13 protein-coding genes are annotated in these 15593 nt (G+C 61.2%); 6 read left to right on the top strand and 7 right to left on the bottom strand.

Annotated elements, in window-relative coordinates; all coding sequences use genetic code 11:
• Positions 1-241: 241 nt before the first annotated feature.
• On the bottom strand, positions 242-1507 hold the full coding sequence (locus LG31_RS0118125; protein WP_033115815.1) for a RidA family protein: 1266 nt from the start codon (positions 1505-1507) through the stop codon (positions 242-244).
• Between the two features lie 187 nt (positions 1508-1694).
• Here LG31_RS0118125 and LG31_RS21300 point away from each other — a divergent pair, with 187 nt between their 5' ends.
• Both LG31_RS21300 and LG31_RS0118120 read left to right on the top strand, forming a co-directional pair.
• On the top strand, positions 1695-1847 hold the full coding sequence (locus tag LG31_RS21300) for a hypothetical protein (protein ID WP_161785991.1): 153 nt from the start codon (positions 1695-1697) through the stop codon (positions 1845-1847).
• A gap of 587 nt (positions 1848-2434) precedes the next feature.
• Entirely contained in the window at positions 2435-2896 is a 462-nt protein-coding gene (locus LG31_RS0118120) for a GNAT family N-acetyltransferase (protein WP_033115814.1), read from the top strand.
• Between the two features lie 80 nt (positions 2897-2976).
• Here LG31_RS0118120 and LG31_RS0118115 read toward each other — a convergent pair whose 3' ends face one another.
• On the bottom strand, positions 2977-4095 hold the full coding sequence (locus LG31_RS0118115) for an anhydro-N-acetylmuramic acid kinase (RefSeq protein WP_033115813.1): 1119 nt from the start codon (positions 4093-4095) through the stop codon (positions 2977-2979).
• A gap of 125 nt (positions 4096-4220) precedes the next feature.
• Positions 4221-5558 (bottom strand): peptidoglycan DD-metalloendopeptidase family protein, encoded by a 1338-nt coding sequence (locus LG31_RS0118110; RefSeq protein WP_033115812.1) that lies wholly within the window; start codon positions 5556-5558, stop codon positions 4221-4223.
• Positions 5559-5667: 109 nt separating this feature from the next.
• Between LG31_RS0118110 and tyrS the strand changes: the two genes are divergently transcribed.
• On the top strand, positions 5668-6867 hold the full coding sequence (gene tyrS, locus LG31_RS0118105) for a tyrosine--tRNA ligase (RefSeq protein ID WP_024941863.1): 1200 nt from the start codon (positions 5668-5670) through the stop codon (positions 6865-6867).
• A gap of 22 nt (positions 6868-6889) precedes the next feature.
• Here the strand turns inward: tyrS and LG31_RS0118100 are convergent, their stop codons facing one another.
• The gene (locus LG31_RS0118100; protein WP_081849296.1) at positions 6890-7801 is read right to left on the bottom strand and encodes a LysR family transcriptional regulator; all 912 of its coding nucleotides are present in this window, start codon (positions 7799-7801) and stop codon (positions 6890-6892) included.
• A 108-nt stretch (positions 7802-7909) separates the two neighbouring features.
• Here LG31_RS0118100 and budA point away from each other — a divergent pair, with 108 nt between their 5' ends.
• Together budA and alsS are read left to right on the top strand one after the other, a co-directional pair.
• A complete protein-coding gene (budA, locus tag LG31_RS0118095) occupies positions 7910-8704 on the top strand; it encodes an acetolactate decarboxylase (RefSeq protein WP_033115811.1) in 795 nt (264 codons plus the stop codon).
• 18 nt (positions 8705-8722) lie between these two features.
• Positions 8723-10393, top strand: a complete 1671-nt coding sequence (alsS, locus tag LG31_RS0118090) for an acetolactate synthase AlsS (protein ID WP_033115810.1) — start codon at positions 8723-8725, stop codon at positions 10391-10393.
• A gap of 86 nt (positions 10394-10479) precedes the next feature.
• On the opposite strand, the gene LG31_RS0118085 is transcribed toward alsS, so the two are convergent.
• Together LG31_RS0118085 and LG31_RS0118080 are read right to left on the bottom strand one after the other, a co-directional pair.
• Positions 10480-11892, bottom strand: a complete 1413-nt coding sequence (locus tag LG31_RS0118085; RefSeq protein ID WP_033115809.1) for an MATE family efflux transporter — start codon at positions 11890-11892, stop codon at positions 10480-10482.
• Between the two features lie 73 nt (positions 11893-11965).
• Entirely contained in the window at positions 11966-12904 is a 939-nt protein-coding gene (locus LG31_RS0118080; protein ID WP_033115808.1) for a LysR family transcriptional regulator, read from the bottom strand.
• A 494-nt stretch (positions 12905-13398) separates the two neighbouring features.
• Between LG31_RS0118080 and LG31_RS0118075 the strand changes: the two genes are divergently transcribed.
• Positions 13399-14691 carry an HAAAP family serine/threonine permease gene (locus tag LG31_RS0118075; protein WP_033115807.1) on the top strand — a complete coding sequence of 431 codons (1293 nt, stop codon included), beginning with the start codon at positions 13399-13401 and terminating at the stop codon, positions 14689-14691.
• 92 nt (positions 14692-14783) lie between these two features.
• Here LG31_RS0118075 and LG31_RS0118070 read toward each other — a convergent pair whose 3' ends face one another.
• On the bottom strand, positions 14784-15503 hold the full coding sequence (locus LG31_RS0118070) for a substrate-binding periplasmic protein (protein WP_033115806.1): 720 nt from the start codon (positions 15501-15503) through the stop codon (positions 14784-14786).
• Positions 15504-15593: the final 90 nt, after the last annotated feature.

Raw genomic sequence — 15593 nt, 5'->3', positions numbered from 1 at the left:
GGTTTAATGTCTCATGTTGATATTAGAGCTTGCGCACCTATATTAGCTGTAGCTGAGCCAAGTAAATGGGCTTTGGAAAAAATCCCAAATAGATAAACAAAGTTAATTTGTAGAATAGATTGGTGAAGCGTAATCGGACGTTCGCGTTCTTTTAGACGGTGCCATAAAAATAATATCCCTCCCTGTTACCAAAAAAGAGACCGGCTATCAGCCGGTCTCTTTTTATTATTTAACACAAACCTTACACCTGCGGCGGGGTACTTTCCGCGTTGGACATCACCGCATCCATCTGGATTCGCGCGCCGGCGGGCAGTTCGCGCACCGCGATCACGGTGCGGGCCGGCAGGTAGGCCGGGAAGTATTTGGTGTAGATGGCATCCACCTCGGCCAGATCCGCGATATTGGCGAGCTGGATATTGACCTTGACGATATCGTCCATCACATGGCCGATGCTCTCCACAATCGCCTTGATATGGCTGAGGCACTGGGCGGTCTGCTCCCGCACGCAACCGGTCAGGATCTTGCCGGTGGCCAGATCAACCGGCAGCTGAGCGGCGATATGGTTGTAGTGGGAGAAGGCGACGGTCTGGGTGTGCAAGGGGCTGCGCGGTGCCTTGTCGGTATTGCGCGGGCGGATCACCAGATTGTGTCTGTCTTCCACCAGTTGCGGCGGGGTGCCGTCACCGTGGGAGATGACCGCATCCATCTGTACCAGCGCACCCATGGGCAGGGCGGAGGCGGCAATCACGCTGCGGGCCGGCATATAGGCAGCGGCGCGGGCAATGGCGGAGTCGGGGAAGAAGGTGGTGTAGACCTCGTTGACGGCATCCAGATCGGCCAGATTGGTCAGATAGACGGTCACCTTGACGATATCGTCGAAGGGCACGTCGATCCCCTCCAGCACTGCCTTGATATTGTGCAGACACTGGGCCGCCTGCTCGCGAATACCGCCGCCAATCAGGGCGCCGGATGCAGGCTCAACCGGCAGCTGGGCGCCAATGTTGTTGTAGTGGGAGAAGGCGACGGTCTGGGTGGAGAGCGAGTCCTGTGGCGCACGGGCGCTGTTGCGGGCGAGCTTCACCAGCGGGCACGGCGCCTGCGGGAAGGTGCCTTCGCCGTTGGAGATGAGCGCATCCATCTGCACTTTGGCATGCAGCGGCAGACCCGCCACGGCCAGTACGGTGCGGGTCGGCAGATTGCGCGGGAAGAACTCGCGATAGACCTCGTTGACTGCCTCGAGGTCAGCCATCTCTTGCAGGAAGAGGGTCACTTTCACCACGTCGTCCATCACATGGTCGATGCTCTCGACGATGGCTTTGATATTGGTGAGGCACTGTCTGGCCTGCGCCTTGATATCACCCTCGATCAGGGCGCCGCTCTTCGGGTCGACCGGCAGCTGGGCGGAGATATTGTTGTAGTGGGAGAAGGCCACGCTCTGGGTATAGGGGCCGATATGCTGCGGAGCATTGGGGGTATTGCGGGCCGACTTGATAATAGTGCCACTCATTGGGATACACCTCGTTGTAATCATCGTTATTGGGGTCAGGGTTCCTCCCGCCAGCGACAAAAAATGTGGGCAGAGCGCGGCGATATAACGCGCCCGGCAACCATTGCGGCACCAGAGGGGGAGAGGGTTCAGACAAGCGCGATTCTATGAACCGCAAAATAGCGATGCAAACCGGGATCGCGTTTCTATGAGATGGCTCAACGCCCTGAAATATATCTCCGATGCGGATCAATTCAGGGATGATAAGAAGCATCTGGCGGCCATTTTTAGCAGCCTGCAGGGCGAGGCCCGCGCCGACGGTATTGGCGCCAGAAATATGGGTGGCTGGCACTCAGGATAATTTCAAATTATTCAGACTTGCTGGCAGCGCATTCATTTTTCGCTGCATAAATATCTATTTTTGCATTTTTATAAGCACTATCTGGCAGAGCAAAAATATGGTAGCCGCGGGATATTCACGACCCAGCAAAGATGTAACGGGAATATAATTCAGCGCTTTTGCATGGGGCTGGTGAAAAGGCTTTCCGGATATCCCGTGGCACGCCGCTGCAAGGGGCTCACCGTATCAGCCTTATGCCATGAATTTTCAGCGGCGCCGAACCGGGCAAACGGGCTCGTTCAGACTCCCTTCACCCCTGCATGTCAGGATCGGCCACCTGCCCTGATGGCGGTTTTCCGACCGGTTGTTGTCAAGGTTTCCCGCTATTTTTGCACCAGTGAAATGGTGTTTCTGTTCTTTGTTACTCAGGTGAAACAATTTGAGCCTGCCATCGGGCGCACAACCCTGTGTTGTTGTGGCAGGCGACCCCTCCGGTTTTGCCCGTGATGACGGTACAGCGTTATGACTGTGCAGCGTCATGACAGTGCAGAGAGAGGAGAAGGTTTATTTATCGCGGCCAGCGGGCCGGATACAAAGGAAGGATGTAGATGATCAGGATCGAGAAGATCGACGCCTCGAACTGCTTCGAGGTGTGCGAGCTGACAACCAACAAGGACGGGGTGGGCACCCTGTTCGAGCAGTATCTCTGCTGCAATGCCATCTCGCTGGTGGAGGCGGCCTACTTCCCGGGCTTTGAGCCCAGAGCGATTTATCGCGGGGAGGAGCTGGTGGGCTTTGTCATGTACAAGGGGTGTGATGCGCCGGGCGACATGGTCGAGATCTTCCGCTTTATGCTGGATGCCCGCTTTATGGGGCAGGGGCTGGGGCGGCAGGTCTTTGGCGAGCTGCTGGCCCACTTTGGCCGCGAGGGGTATCGGGAGGTGCTGCTGATGATCGACGAGGATAACCGGATTGCCAAAGAGCTCTACGCCTCGTTCGGTTTTCGCTTTACCGGCAAGATCGAGAAGGATGAGCACTACTACAGCCTCAATATCGAGGGGCTGCATTAACTGGCGCAGGTGAACCGGAGAGGGGAACAAGCCTGCCAGCCGCGGGCTGACAGGCGATAGCAAGGTCGGGTATGGGCCCGTTAGCCCGCCGGATAGAGGGCGCCGAGCACCGCCGGACGGCTGGCGCCGGTGACGGCGGGCAGGTTGCCCGGTTTGCGCTTGATAAAGCGCTCCGCCAGCCAGGCAAAGGCTGCCCCTTCCATCCAGTCGGGAGCAATCCCCAGCTCGGCAGTGTTGGCGATGCGCCAGCCGGGCAGCAGGCTGGCCAGCTCCGCCAGCAGCGGGGTGTTGTAGGCACCGCCGCCGCAGACAAAGAGCTCGGTCTTGGGCTGGCTGGCCCCGAACGCCTCGGGAGTCGCAGGCAGCTGGCGGGCGATGCTGTGGCAGGTGAGCGCCTGCAGGGTGCGCTGCACATCCGCCGGAGCATAGGGGCGGCCAGCCAGCTCACCATCGAGCCAATCGAGGGTGAACATCTCCCGTCCGGTGCTCTTGGGATGGGGGGCGGCGAAGTAGGGGTGGGCCAAGAGCTGCTCCAGCAACTCGGGAATGAGCTGGCCACTGGCTGCCCACTGGCCGCCGGCATCATAGCCGGCGCCCTTGGGGTGATGGCGGCGATACCAGCCGTCGAGCAGGGTGTTGGCCGGGCCGGTATCGAAGCCATAGACCCCGTTGGCATGGCCCGGCAGCACCGAGATATTGGCGATGCCGCCGAGGTTCAATACCACCCGCAGGGTGCCGGGGCGGGCAAAGAAGGCCTGATGGAAGGCGGGCACCAGCGGCGCCCCCTGACCGCCGAGGGCCATGTCCATGGTGCGAAAGTCGGCGACGACGTCGATGCCGGTCAGCGCCGCCAGCAGGGCCGCGTTGCCGATCTGCAGGGTAAAGCCAAGCTGGGGGCGGTGGCGGATAGTCTGGCCGTGACTGCCAATGGCGCGAATATCGGCGGGCGTGAGCCCCGTCTTAGCCAGCAGGGCGTGGGTGGCGGCGGCAAATTCGCGCGCCACCAGATTGTCGGCCACCCCCATCCGATCGATCTCGTTGTCGCTCGGGGTGCAGAGCTCATGCAGCTCGTGGGCGGTGGGCCAGGGGTGGCTGAGGGCCGCCTCGACCCGCAGTTGATCCCCGTCGATCACCACCAGTACGGCGTCGATGCCGTCCATGCTGGTGCCTGACATCAATCCGATATAGCGTTCAGCCATAGGCTCTCCTCACTCGCTGGTCGGGATAGTCCGCTTCCCGACCCCAATGCGGCATGGCGCCAAGCCATGCGCAGGCAAAATAAAAAAGGGCTGACGGGGCCGCTACCCCGCCAGCCCTGAAGGCTTTAGTTGCCGCGACTCTCCCGCTTGTTCTGGGCCAGCTGCAGCTCGGGGCTGTCGAGCTTGGCCAGTTGCGGTGTCGCCAGTTTTCTGAAGTTGGCCAGCTCGCGTCCGCTCAGGGACTCCGCCTGCGGCAGGGTGAGGGTGCGCGGGTTCTTGTGTACGCCGCCCACCACGAATTCATAGTGCAGATGAGGGCCGGTGACGCGACCGGTGCCCCCCAACAGGCCGATGGTCTGCCCCTGCTTGACCCGCTGCCCCTTGTTGACGGTGCGCTTGGAGAGGTGAAGGTACTTGGTCACATAGTTGCCGGCATGCTTGATAAAGACGTAGTTGCCGTTGAACTGGTTGTAACCGGCCGCCACTACGTTGCCGGAGCCCGCCGCCATGATGGGGGTGCCCACCGGCGCCACATAGTCGATGCCGTTGTGGGGGCGGATTTTGCCGGTCACCGGATGGAGACGGCGCGGGTTGAAGTTGGAGCTGATGTATTTAAAGTTGACCGGCGCGCGCAGGAAGCTCTTGCGCATCGCTTTGCCTTCCGGGGTGTAGTAGTTGCCATCTTCATTGAGCACGGCGCGGTAGGCTGTGCCCTGGTTGACGAACTCGGCGGCCAGAATATCGCCGGAGGCGACCCGCTCGTCATCGCGGAACTTGTCTTCGTAGACCACCCGGAAGCTGTCGCCCGGCTGCAAGTCCTGAGCAAAGTCGATGTCCCAGCCGAAGATGGCAGCCAAGTCCATGATCTGATCCTCGGTCATGCCCGCCTCGACGGCGGAGCCCCAGAAGCTGGAGCGGATCTCCCCCTTGGTCACCTGTTCGCGGGTGTCGAGGGCGATCTTGACGCTGCGGGCGACGAAGGTGTCATCCTTGCGGCTCACCTTGAGCGCCTGTTCGAGGCTGTGGGGGTAGTAGAGGCTGTGCAGCTGGCCATCTCCAGTCAGTTTGAAGGTGAGCTCCTGCCCCGGCTGCAGCATGCGCAGCGGGTTGCTGTCATCGAGCTGATCGATCAGGTGCAGATCCGTGGTGCTGAGCCCCAGACGCTGGAAGATCACCCCCATGTTGTCGCCGCGACGCACCTTCACATGTTTGGTGACATAGCTCGGCTTGGGCGGGGTGGCCGGTTGCACGGCATCTGCGGTGATGTCGTCCTGGGGCAGATTGTCGTCGCTTTTCTCTTCCTGTTGCTGTCGCAGGGCAATCTCGTTGCCGTTTTCATCGACCCGGGTGGCGACCGCCTGTTCGCTGGGCCAGGCCGCCAGCATCATGATCATGATGCTCAAAATCAGCACCATCTTGCGGTGCCAGTGAGGGAGAGAGTTGAAGGCGTGCCAAATAACCATGAGATGCAGATGAAGTCGGGCAGAATGGACGGATTTTACAGCCTTTCCAATTGGCCCGCCATTCCAGTAATATGTTTGGCCCTGTGGAATCGTGATGGAGAGTCAAAAAATGTCCCAGCTCGAGGTGGCGCTAGCCGAGATCAAGCGCGGAGCGGAAGAAATTCTGGTTGAAGAGGAACTGGTTGCCAAGTTGAAGGAAGGGCGCCCGCTGCGCATCAAGCTGGGCATGGACCCGACGGCCCCCGACATTCACCTGGGTCACACCGTGATCCTCAACAAGCTGAAAACCTTCCAGGATCTGGGCCATGAAGTGATCCTGCTGATCGGTGACTTCACTGCCATGGTGGGTGACCCCTCCGGCAAGAACGCCACCCGTCCGCCGCTCTCCGAAGAGGCGATCAAGCACAACGCCCTCACCTATGCCGAGCAGGCGTTCAAGATCCTCGACCCGGCCAAGACCCGCATCGAGTACAACTCGACCTGGCTGAGTGAGCTGGGTGCGACCGGCATGATCAAGCTGGCGGCCAAGCAGACCGTGGCCCGCATGATGGAGCGCGACGACTTCAAGAAGCGCTACAGCAACGGCCAGTCCATCGCGATTCACGAATTCCTCTATCCGCTGCTGCAAGGCTATGACTCGGTCGCGCTGAAGGCGGACGTTGAGCTGGGCGGTACCGACCAGAAGTTCAACCTGCTGATGGGCCGCGAGCTGCAAAAAGATGCCGGCATGGCGACCCAGTGCGTGCTGATGATGCCGCTGCTGGTGGGTCTGGACGGCGTCAAGAAGATGTCCAAGTCCGCAGGCAACTACATCGGCGTCCATGACGCTCCGGGCGAGATGTTCGGCAAGATCATGTCCATCACCGACGATCTGATGTGGAACTACTACGAGCTGCTCTCCTTCCGTCCGCTGGCTGAAATCGAAGAGTTCAAGGCGGGCATCGCTGCCGGCACTCTCAACCCTCGCGACGTGAAGATCTGGCTGGCCAAAGAGATCATCGCCCGTTATCACGACGAAGCGGCGGCCGAAGCGGCCCACGAAGATTTCACCCAGCGCTTCTCCAAGAACGCCATTCCGGACGAAATGCCGGAAGTCGAGCTGGCTCTGGAAGGCGAAGGTCTGGCCATTGCCAACCTGCTGAAAGATGCCGATCTGGTGGCCACCACCTCCGAAGCGCTGCGGATGATCAAGCAGGGCGCGGTCAAGGTTGATGGCGAGAAGCTGGAAGATGGCAAGGCTCTCATCGGTGCCGGTACCGCCGTCTATCAGGTCGGCAAGCGCAAGTTTGCCCGCGTGACCGTCAAGTAAACCGCGACCGTCAAGCAAGGCATCAAGATTGCCGTAAAAGGCCTCCTTCGGGAGGCCTTTTTTGTATCTGGGCGATAAAGCGGCGCAACACGGCGCTGCCGGGGTGGGGGCGGGTAGCGAGGCTGATGGCGGTCATCAGGCCGCTGCCGGCGATGGGGTGATAGCTCACCCCGACCGGGCGCAACGCCGCCACCGAGCTTGGCACCAGGGTCACGCCAAAACCCGCCTGCACCATGCCGACGGTGGAGATCACCTGCGGGCAGACGGGGCCGAGCTGCGGCTCGAATCCCGCCTCCCGGCAGAGGGCCATGATGCCATCGTGAAGGCCGGGGCCAATCTCGCGGGGGAACAGGATAAAGCTCTCGTCGCGCAGGCTGGCGAGGGCGATGGGGCCGAGCTTGGCTTTGGGGTGGCTGGTGGGCAGGGCGATCAGCAGCGGCTCCTGTTCGATGAGGTGGTGATCCAGCCCCTGACTGCCGCTGCAGGGGAGGCGCAGGATGGCGGCATCGAGCCGGTCGTGGCGCAGCGCCTCCACCAGTGCCGGCATGGTGCCCTCCTGCGGGGTGAGCGCCACCTCGGGGTAGCGTTCCCGATAGTCGTGCAACAGGGTCAGCACCGCGGGGTGGAGCACGGTAGAGCCGGCAAAGCCGATGCGCAGCGCCCCCTGCTCACCGCGGGCGATCCGCTTCACCTTCTGTTTGGCGGCATCGGCCAGCGTCAGGATCTGGGTGGCATCCCGATAGAGGCTTGCGCCCGCCTCGGTCAGCTCGACGCCGCGAGTCAGGCGGCGCAGCAGCGGGGTGCCGAGGCTCTCCTCCAGCTTGCGGATCTGCTGGCTCAGGGGCGGCTGGGCCATGTTGAGCGCCTCGGCTGCCCGGGTGAAGTTCTGTTTGTCGACGACCGCCATGAAGTAGCGCAGGGTTCGCAGTTCCATATCGAAAGAGTCTCAAAGTCGCGGGATCGGTGTATTGGCGTTGAAATGTGATCCGGGTCACCATTGAATCCGAACGCTAACAGGATTCAGGCCGGAGGTGAAACCCGAATGGAACGTATTGCAACATCTGACAGTGCCGGATGCGCGTGTGCCCTCGAAGTGAGCCAGCAGTTTTCCCGCTGGCGCAGGCAGCACGATGGCGGCGAGATCTACCAAAGCTCACTGATGAGTGCCCTGCTGGCGGGGGTCTACGAAGGGGAGACCACCATGAGCGAGCTGCTGCGCCACGGCGACTTTGGTCTCGGTACCTTCAACCACCTCGATGGCGAGCTGATCGCCTTCGAGCGCCAGATCCACCAGTTGCGGGCCGATGGCTCGGCCCGGCCGGCCCGCGCCGATCAGAAGACCCCCTTTGCGGTGATGACCCACTTTCGCCCCTGTCTGGAGCGTCGCTTCGACCATCCCCTCAGCCGCGATGAAATTCACCAGTGGGTCGACCGGCTGGTGGGATCCGACAACGTCTTCGTCGCCATGCGCCTCGACGGCCAGTTCGAGTCGGCCAAGGTGCGCACCGTGCCGCGTCAGGAGCCGCCCTATCGCCCCATGCTGGAAGCCATCGAGCAGCAGCCGCTGTTCCGTTTTGCCGCGGTGGCGGGGACTTTGGTGGGTTTTCGCTGCCCGCCGTTTGTGCAGGGGATCAATGTGGCGGGCTTTCACGAGCACATGATCACCGCCGATCGCAGCGGCGGCGGCCATCTGCTCGACTACACCATGGCCCACGGCACCCTGCGTCTCTCCGTGGTGCGTCATCTCAATCTGGCCCTGCCATCGGATCCCGCTTTCCGGCAGGCCGACCTCAACCCCGCCGATCTCGATCGCGCCATTCAGGCCGCGGAAGGCTGATATAGAAGGAGCAATATCATGGAAAACAGACAGTGGAAGTGCGGCGCCGAGCTGGTGGTGCGCCATCTGGAGGCGCAGGGGGTCAAGCAGGTGTTCGGTATTCCCGGTGCCAAGATTGACCGGGTGTTCGATGCGCTGGAGGACTCCCCCATCGAGACCATAGTGGTGCGCCACGAGGCCAACGCCGCCTTTATGGCCGCCGCGGTGGGGCGCCTGACCGGCAAGGCGGGGGTGGCGCTGGTCACCTCGGGCCCCGGTTGCTCCAACCTTATTACCGGGCTGGCGACCGCCACCTCGGAGGGGGATCCCATGGTGGCACTGGGCGGTGCGGTGCGCCGCGCCGACTGCCTCAAACTCACCCACCAGAGCATGGATACGGTCAACCTCTGCCGTCCGGTGACCAAGTTCAGCGCTCAGGTCAACAGCGGGGCCGCCCTCTCCGAGGTGATGGCCAACGCCTTTCGTGCCGCCGAGTTTGGCCGCCCCGGCGCTGCCTTTGTCAGCCTGCCGATGGACATCATCAACAAGCCGGTGCAGGGGGAGGTGCTGGTGCCGCGCGAGATGCCCGAACCCGGCGCCGCCGACGAGGCGAGCATGACCCAGGCGCTCGAGCTCATTCGCGAGGCGGAAAATCCGGTGGTGCTGCTCGGCCTGATGGCGAGCCGGCCGGAGAACGCCGAGGCGGTGCGCGCCTTCCTCGACAAGGCGCGGCTGCCGGTGACCGGCACCTATCAGGCGGCCGGGGTGGTCGACAGTTGCCACTTCGATGACTTCGCCGGGCGGGTGGGGCTCTTTAACAACCAGCCGGGGGATCAGCTGCTGGCAGGGGCCGATCTGGTGATTGCCATCGGCTACAGCCCCATCGAGTACGACCCCGTGCTGTGGAATGGCGACCGGGTGCGCCGCATCCTCCATATCGATGTGCTGCCCGCCGATATCGACAGTTGCTACTGCCCGGCGGCGGAGCTGCTGGGGTCGATCCGCGCCAACCTGCTGCAACTGACCCGCCGGATGGGGTCGCCCAAGCTGCGCATCCCCGAGGTGGATCGCCTGCTGCAAGGGGTGCGCCAGCAGCGGCTGCGGCTGGCGATGCGGGCAGACGATCTGCACGGCACGCCGGTGCACCCGCTGCGGATCGTGCGCGAGCTGCAGGATCTGGTGCGTGATGACATGACCCTCTGCGTCGATATGGGCAGCTTCCATATCTGGATCGCCCGCTACCTTTACAGTTTCCGCGCCCGTCAGGTGCTGATCTCCAACGGTCAGCAGACCATGGGGGTCGCCTTGCCGTGGGCCATCGGCGCCGCGCTGGTGCGGCCGGGGGAGAAGGTGATCTCGGTATCGGGGGATGGCAGCTTTATGCAGTCGAGCATGGAGCTGGAGACGGCGGTACGGCTCAAGAGCAATATCGTCCACATCATCTGGGTCGATAACGGCTACAACATGGTGGCGATCCAGGAGCAGCAGAAGTATTGCCGCACCTCAGGCGTGTCGTTCGGCGCCATTGACTTCAAGCGCTACGCCGAGTCGTTCGGGGCGGCCGGTTTTGCGGTGCGCTCGGCCGACGAACTGCGCGCCACCCTGCGTGCCGCGCTGGCGGTGGAGGGGCCGGCCGTGGTGGCCATTCCGGTGGATTACAGCGACAACCCCGGGTTGATGGCCCAGCTCAGACCGGAAGTGATGGCTTGAGTTGGCTCGGGCAGTGAGAGATGAAAAAACCGGCATCAGGGATGCCGGTTTTTTTATGCCGATTACAGGCAGGGTTTGGGCAGAGTTTAGCGAGCCAGCTGAATGGCCCCGTCTGCCCTGGCCGGCTTGGCGCGGCGCTTTGCTATAGGGGCGCAGGCGCGCTTGAGGCGCAGCCATTCACGCCACAGCAGCCAGCAGAGCGGCAGGGTGAGCAGCAGCACGGTGGCCGGCTGGGCCATCAGTACCCCATCACGGCCCCACAGCAGCGGCAGCAGGAAGATGAGCGGCAGCAGCAGCAAGGTCTTGGCAATCGAGATGACCAGCGCCTGACGGGTACGGGCCATGGATTGCAGCAGCACGATGCCGAACATGATGATCCCCTCCAGCGGAATGGCGCCCAGATTGAGCAGCAGACTGCTGACGGCGGCGGCCAGCAGCTCGGGGTCGTCATCGCCGGTATAGAGCATGGCTACCTGCTGGGGCAGCAGCTGGATGGTGATCCAGACCAGCATGCCGTAGATGAAGGTGAACTTGAGCCCCATCTCCATCAGGTACTTGAGGTCGCGATTGCGCTTGGCCCCGGCCGCTTTGCTGATGAGCGGCTGAATGCCGAAGGCCAGCCCCTGCAGGATGACGATAAAGACCGCCTCGGTGTAACCGGCCACGGTAAAGCCGGCGAGATCCTTCACATTGCCATACACCATCAGCTGGCTGTTGTGCAGCATCAGCAGCAGGCCGAGGTTGAACTGGGCAATCAGGCTCGGCAGGCCGGTAAAGAGCAGGTTAGGCACCGTGGGCAGGCTTGGCACCATGTCGCGCCAACCGAGGCGCAGCCGGGCCCAGGGGGTAAAGAAGTAGCCAAGGCCAATCAGGCTCACCGCCCCTTCCGCCATCAGGGTCGCCTGGGCGGTACCGATCAGTCCCAGCCCCAGTCTGGCCACCATCACGTAGTTGAGCAGGATGTTGAGCACGGCGCCGCTGCTCACCAGCACCATGGCCAGTTTCGGGCGACCGTCGTTGCGCAGCAGATAGGGCACCGCCAGGTTGCTTGCCAGCAGCAGGGTCCCGCCGCCAATCCAGAGCAGATAGTCACTCGCCTGCTTCCAGGTCTCGGTACCCTGCTCGATGCCGAGCCCCAGCAGAATATCGGTGTGGAGGTAATAGAGCAGGATGGGGGCGGTAATACCGAGCACCAGCAGCAGCCAGAGGGCATTGACCAGCGTCTTGCGCGCCAGTGCGAAGTTGCGGGCACCCTGCTGGTAGGAGATGCCGGTGGCGGCACCCATGCTGATCATGGCGGCCAGACCGAGCAGCACCATGATGACCGGGTAGACCAGATTGATGCCGGCAAGACCGGCCGCCCCCACATAGTGGCCGACGAAGATGCCATCGACCAGGTAGTAGGCACCGGACACCAGCATGGCAAGGATCGAAGGGAGGGCATAGGCCCAGAAGCGACGGGTCATGGCCCGTTGCCGTAATGTGAAGTAGGCAGACATATCTGTTCTCTCGATGTGCTCGGTTATCGAACAGTTAGTCTAGATTAATACTTTTTTGGTGATAATCCGGTTTCTACTTGATGAATTGCTGAGTGTTACTCAGTAATCCGCTGTTTTGATAGTGTGCCTTGAGCATGTCGATCAGGATGCGCAGCCCGCTGCCAAGCTGATGGCGGCTCGGATAGAAGAGATAGAAGCCGGCAAAGGTGGGGCTCCAGGGCTCCAGCACCGTGATGAGTCTCCCCTCCGCAACCTTCTGGCTCACCTCCTCCTCAAGGCAGTAGGCCAGCCCCAGCCCCGCCTCGGCGGCACCCAGATAGAGGGCCGGGGTGCTGGTGGTGAGTGGCCCGGTTACCTCTATCTCCAGCAGGTTGCCATCGGCGGCAAAGGCCCAGCGGTAGTGGTGGTGAGGGGTGAGGCGATAGCCGATGCAGGCGTGGCGGCTCAGCTCGCTCGGGTGCTCCGGCGTGCCGTTCTGCGCCAGATAGGCGGGAGAGCCCACCACCAGATAGCGCTGGGGCGGGCCGAGTGGAATGGCGATCATCTCCTTGGGCAGCAGATCCCCGTAAAAGAGGGCGGCATCGAAGCCATCCTCGATCATGCGCGGCATCAACTCCTGCTCAACTACCTCCACCTGCATCCGCGGATAACGGGCCAGATAGTCGATGAGCACCGGTGCCAGCAGGCTGTCGATGGCATTGCGCGGGGCGCAGAGCTTGAGCCTGCCCACCGGTTCATCGCTGTTGCGGGCCAGCTCGGCGAGCGCCTCTTCCAGGGTATTGAGGGTGGGGAGCAGCTGCTTGAGCAGCCGTTGGCCCGCTTCGGTCGGCACCACGGCCCGGGTACTGCGGTTGAGCAGCCGTACCCCCAGTCGCTCCTCCATCCCCTTCAGACTGTGGCTGATGGCGGAGGCTGAGACGCCGAGTTCGAGGGCGGCTTTGCTGAAACTGCGGTGGCGGGCGACGGCGGCAAACACCGCCAGTTCGGCGAGATCGGTACGGGTTATGGTCATCTTGAGTCAACAAAAAGGCGTGAATCACAAGGGTACGCCAAGGGGATGCTGCATACAATCCACCCGAAAACGGCTGCTTGTTTTAAAAATGTAAATCATCAAAATTCATTGAATCCAGTGAAACTAATTTTAAATGTTAAAAAAAACTCACAACAAGGCGCCTTGAGTGTGATCTTAGTCGTCCGAAAGGCGACTCGAATCAAACTTTGGTTGATTAATTCAAAAAAACGCTGTGATTAATAAGGTCATTTAATTAAAGTCACCCCATCGAGAGAGACGCATGTTGTCGAGTTGTTAAGGCGAGCAGGTGTCCCCCCTCAGAGTCAAAAACTCATGCCGTTGTTTGTTGCATTCTTGTTGTTACATGGAGTGATGACCAGATTGCCGGGGCGTGAGAGCTACAGGGAAGAAGAGCAGGCGTTCCAGGGAGATGGAACCGGGCCAAGGCCCGAATGAACAAGAATCCCATTTTTCCTAGATGACAGGAACAACTTATGTCTGACATGAATATTGCAGCTGATGGTCGTGTAGCCAGCAACGCCGCTCGTGGCATCAACAAGGCCGATGTGGTCTGGATGCTGGGCCTGTACGGTACCGCAATCGGTGCCGGTGTGCTCTTCCTGCCGATCAACGCCGGTGTAGGTGGCCTGTGGCCGCTGGTTGCCATGCTGATCCTGGCCCTGCCGCTGACCTTCTTCGCCCACCGTGGCCTGACCCGCTTCGTGCTGTCCGGTTCTACCCGTGATGGCGACATCACCGAAGTAGTAGAAGAGCACTTCGGCAAGACCGCAGGCAAGTTCATCACCCTGCTCTACTTCTTTGCTATCTACCCGATCCTGCTGATGTATTCAGTAGCCATCACCAACACCGTCGAAAGCCTGATGGTTCACCAGCTGGGCATGACTGCACCTCCCCGTGCCATCCTGTCTCTGGCGCTGATCCTCGGTCTGATGGCGATCGTTCGCCTCGGCGGCCAGGTTATCGTCAAAGCGATGAGCGTGCTGGTATTCCCGTTCGTGCTCACCCTGATGGGCCTGGCGCTCTACCTGATCCCGCACTGGAACGGTGCCATCATCACTGAAGCTCCGGCGCTGGGTGATGCCTTCAACGGCGACTTCATCAAGACCCTGTGGCTGGCTATTCCGGTAATGGTGTTCTCCTTCAACCACTCCCCGATCATCTCCTCCTTCGCGGTGGATAACAAAGGTCGTTACGGTGAGAACGCCGAGAAGAAGTGCAGCAACATCCTGCTGGGCGCCCACGTCATGATGGTGATGACCGTTATGTTCTTCGTATTCAGCTGCGTACTGAGCCTCTCCCCGGCTGACCTGGCTGCAGCCAAAGAACAGAACATCTCCATCCTGTCCTATCTGGCCAACCACTTCGACAACCCGGTTATCGCCACTGTGGCTCCGCTGATCGCCATGGTTGCCATCAGCAAATCCTTCCTGGGTCACTACCTGGGTGCGCAAGAGGGCATGAACGGCCTGATGGCCAAGTCACTGCGTGAGAAGGGCAAGAACGTTGACGTCAAGCAGCTGAACAAAGTGACCGCAGTGTTCATGATCCTGACCACCTGGGCCATCGCTACCATCAACCCGAGCATCCTCGGCATGATCGAAGATCTGGGCGGCCCGATCATCGCGATGCTGCTGTTCCTGATGCCGATGTACGCCATCGCCAAGGTTCCGGCCATGCGCAAATACGCTGGCAACATCAGCAACGGCTTCGTGACCATCATCGGCCTGATCGCCATGTCCGGTATCATCTACAAGCTGATTGCCTGATAACGCCGGTCAATCTGTTGAATGAAAAAGCCGCCTCGCAAGAGGCGGCTTTTTTTTATGGCGGTTTGCGGCGATGAGCGAATAAGGCGGCGCTACTTCATCAGCTTCTTCACCTCGTCGCTGGCCAGCGCCTTGTTGAATTTGTCCCGCGCCTCCTTGCCCTTGGCGGAGTTGGTAAAGCAGACGTGGAGCGACTTGTCTTCGAGGATCTTGCTGTTGAAAGCGAGGTTGGCGGCGACTCCCTTGAGGTGGGGATCGCTCTCGAGCAGATAGGTCATCACGTTCTGGTCGATGACCGCCAGATCGAGCCGGCCGTTGCCCAGCTTGAGCAGGTTCTGGCTATCCGAGGTGGTGGCATCGGCCGAGAGCGCCTTGCTGGCCACCTTCTGGTCAAACTCGGTGGTGTTGACGTAACCGGTGACGACCCCGATCTTCTTGCCCTTCAGGTCGTCCAGACTCTGCCAGCTCACCGGCTGATCGGCCCGCTGGGCAAAGCCGAGAGGGCCGTGGCCGATGGGATCGGAGAAGAGGCAGCTGCTCTTGGGATCGAGATACTCGGGGAAGTAGCCCAGCACCTCGGGGTTGTTTGTCGCCTCGTCCACCGCGCGCTGCCAGGGGTAGAACTTGATGGTCAGCGGGTCGCCGGCCAGGGCAAAGGCCGCGGTCACCACCTGACTGGTCTTGCCCTGTTCAGGCAGGCTAGCACTGGTGTAGGGGGGCCATTCAAGGCTGGTCAACTGCGCCGCCTGAGCGGCCGACATGCCGAGCAGGGGAAGGGTGGCCAGGGCGAGGTGCTTCCAATTCAGACTCATGAGATAACTCCTTGTGGTCAAACACCTCTTAAAGATAGCCCTGTGGTGCCGATTGCGGATGCCGACCATGACTGACCGGCATCCATGTCA

Source organism: Aeromonas lacus (assembly GCF_000764665.1).
In the GTDB taxonomy this organism is placed as follows: Bacteria; Pseudomonadota; Gammaproteobacteria; order Enterobacterales; family Aeromonadaceae; genus Aeromonas; species Aeromonas lacus.
Note: the sequence above shows the minus strand (reverse complement) of the source record. Positions and strands in the feature narration are given on the sequence as shown.

Coding starts and splice junctions, on each gene's coding strand:
- budA (WP_033115811.1), top strand. CDS start 7,910: ATGGAACGTATTGCAACATCTGACAGTGCCGGATGCGCGTGTGCCCTC.
- LG31_RS0118085 (WP_033115809.1), bottom strand. CDS start 11,892: ATGTCTGCCTACTTCACATTACGGCAACGGGCCATGACCCGTCGCTTC.
- LG31_RS0118100 (WP_081849296.1), bottom strand. CDS start 7,801: ATGGAACTGCGAACCCTGCGCTACTTCATGGCGGTCGTCGACAAACAG.
- LG31_RS0118075 (WP_033115807.1), top strand. CDS start 13,399: ATGTCTGACATGAATATTGCAGCTGATGGTCGTGTAGCCAGCAACGCC.
- LG31_RS0118125 (WP_033115815.1), bottom strand. CDS start 1,507: ATGAGTGGCACTATTATCAAGTCGGCCCGCAATACCCCCAATGCTCCG.
- LG31_RS0118080 (WP_033115808.1), bottom strand. CDS start 12,904: ATGACCATAACCCGTACCGATCTCGCCGAACTGGCGGTGTTTGCCGCC.
- LG31_RS0118070 (WP_033115806.1), bottom strand. CDS start 15,503: ATGAGTCTGAATTGGAAGCACCTCGCCCTGGCCACCCTTCCCCTGCTC.
- LG31_RS0118110 (WP_033115812.1), bottom strand. CDS start 5,558: ATGGTTATTTGGCACGCCTTCAACTCTCTCCCTCACTGGCACCGCAAG.
- LG31_RS0118120 (WP_033115814.1), top strand. CDS start 2,435: ATGATCAGGATCGAGAAGATCGACGCCTCGAACTGCTTCGAGGTGTGC.
- LG31_RS0118115 (WP_033115813.1), bottom strand. CDS start 4,095: ATGGCTGAACGCTATATCGGATTGATGTCAGGCACCAGCATGGACGGC.
- LG31_RS21300 (WP_161785991.1), top strand. CDS start 1,695: ATGAGATGGCTCAACGCCCTGAAATATATCTCCGATGCGGATCAATTC.
- tyrS (WP_024941863.1), top strand. CDS start 5,668: ATGTCCCAGCTCGAGGTGGCGCTAGCCGAGATCAAGCGCGGAGCGGAA.
- alsS (WP_033115810.1), top strand. CDS start 8,723: ATGGAAAACAGACAGTGGAAGTGCGGCGCCGAGCTGGTGGTGCGCCAT.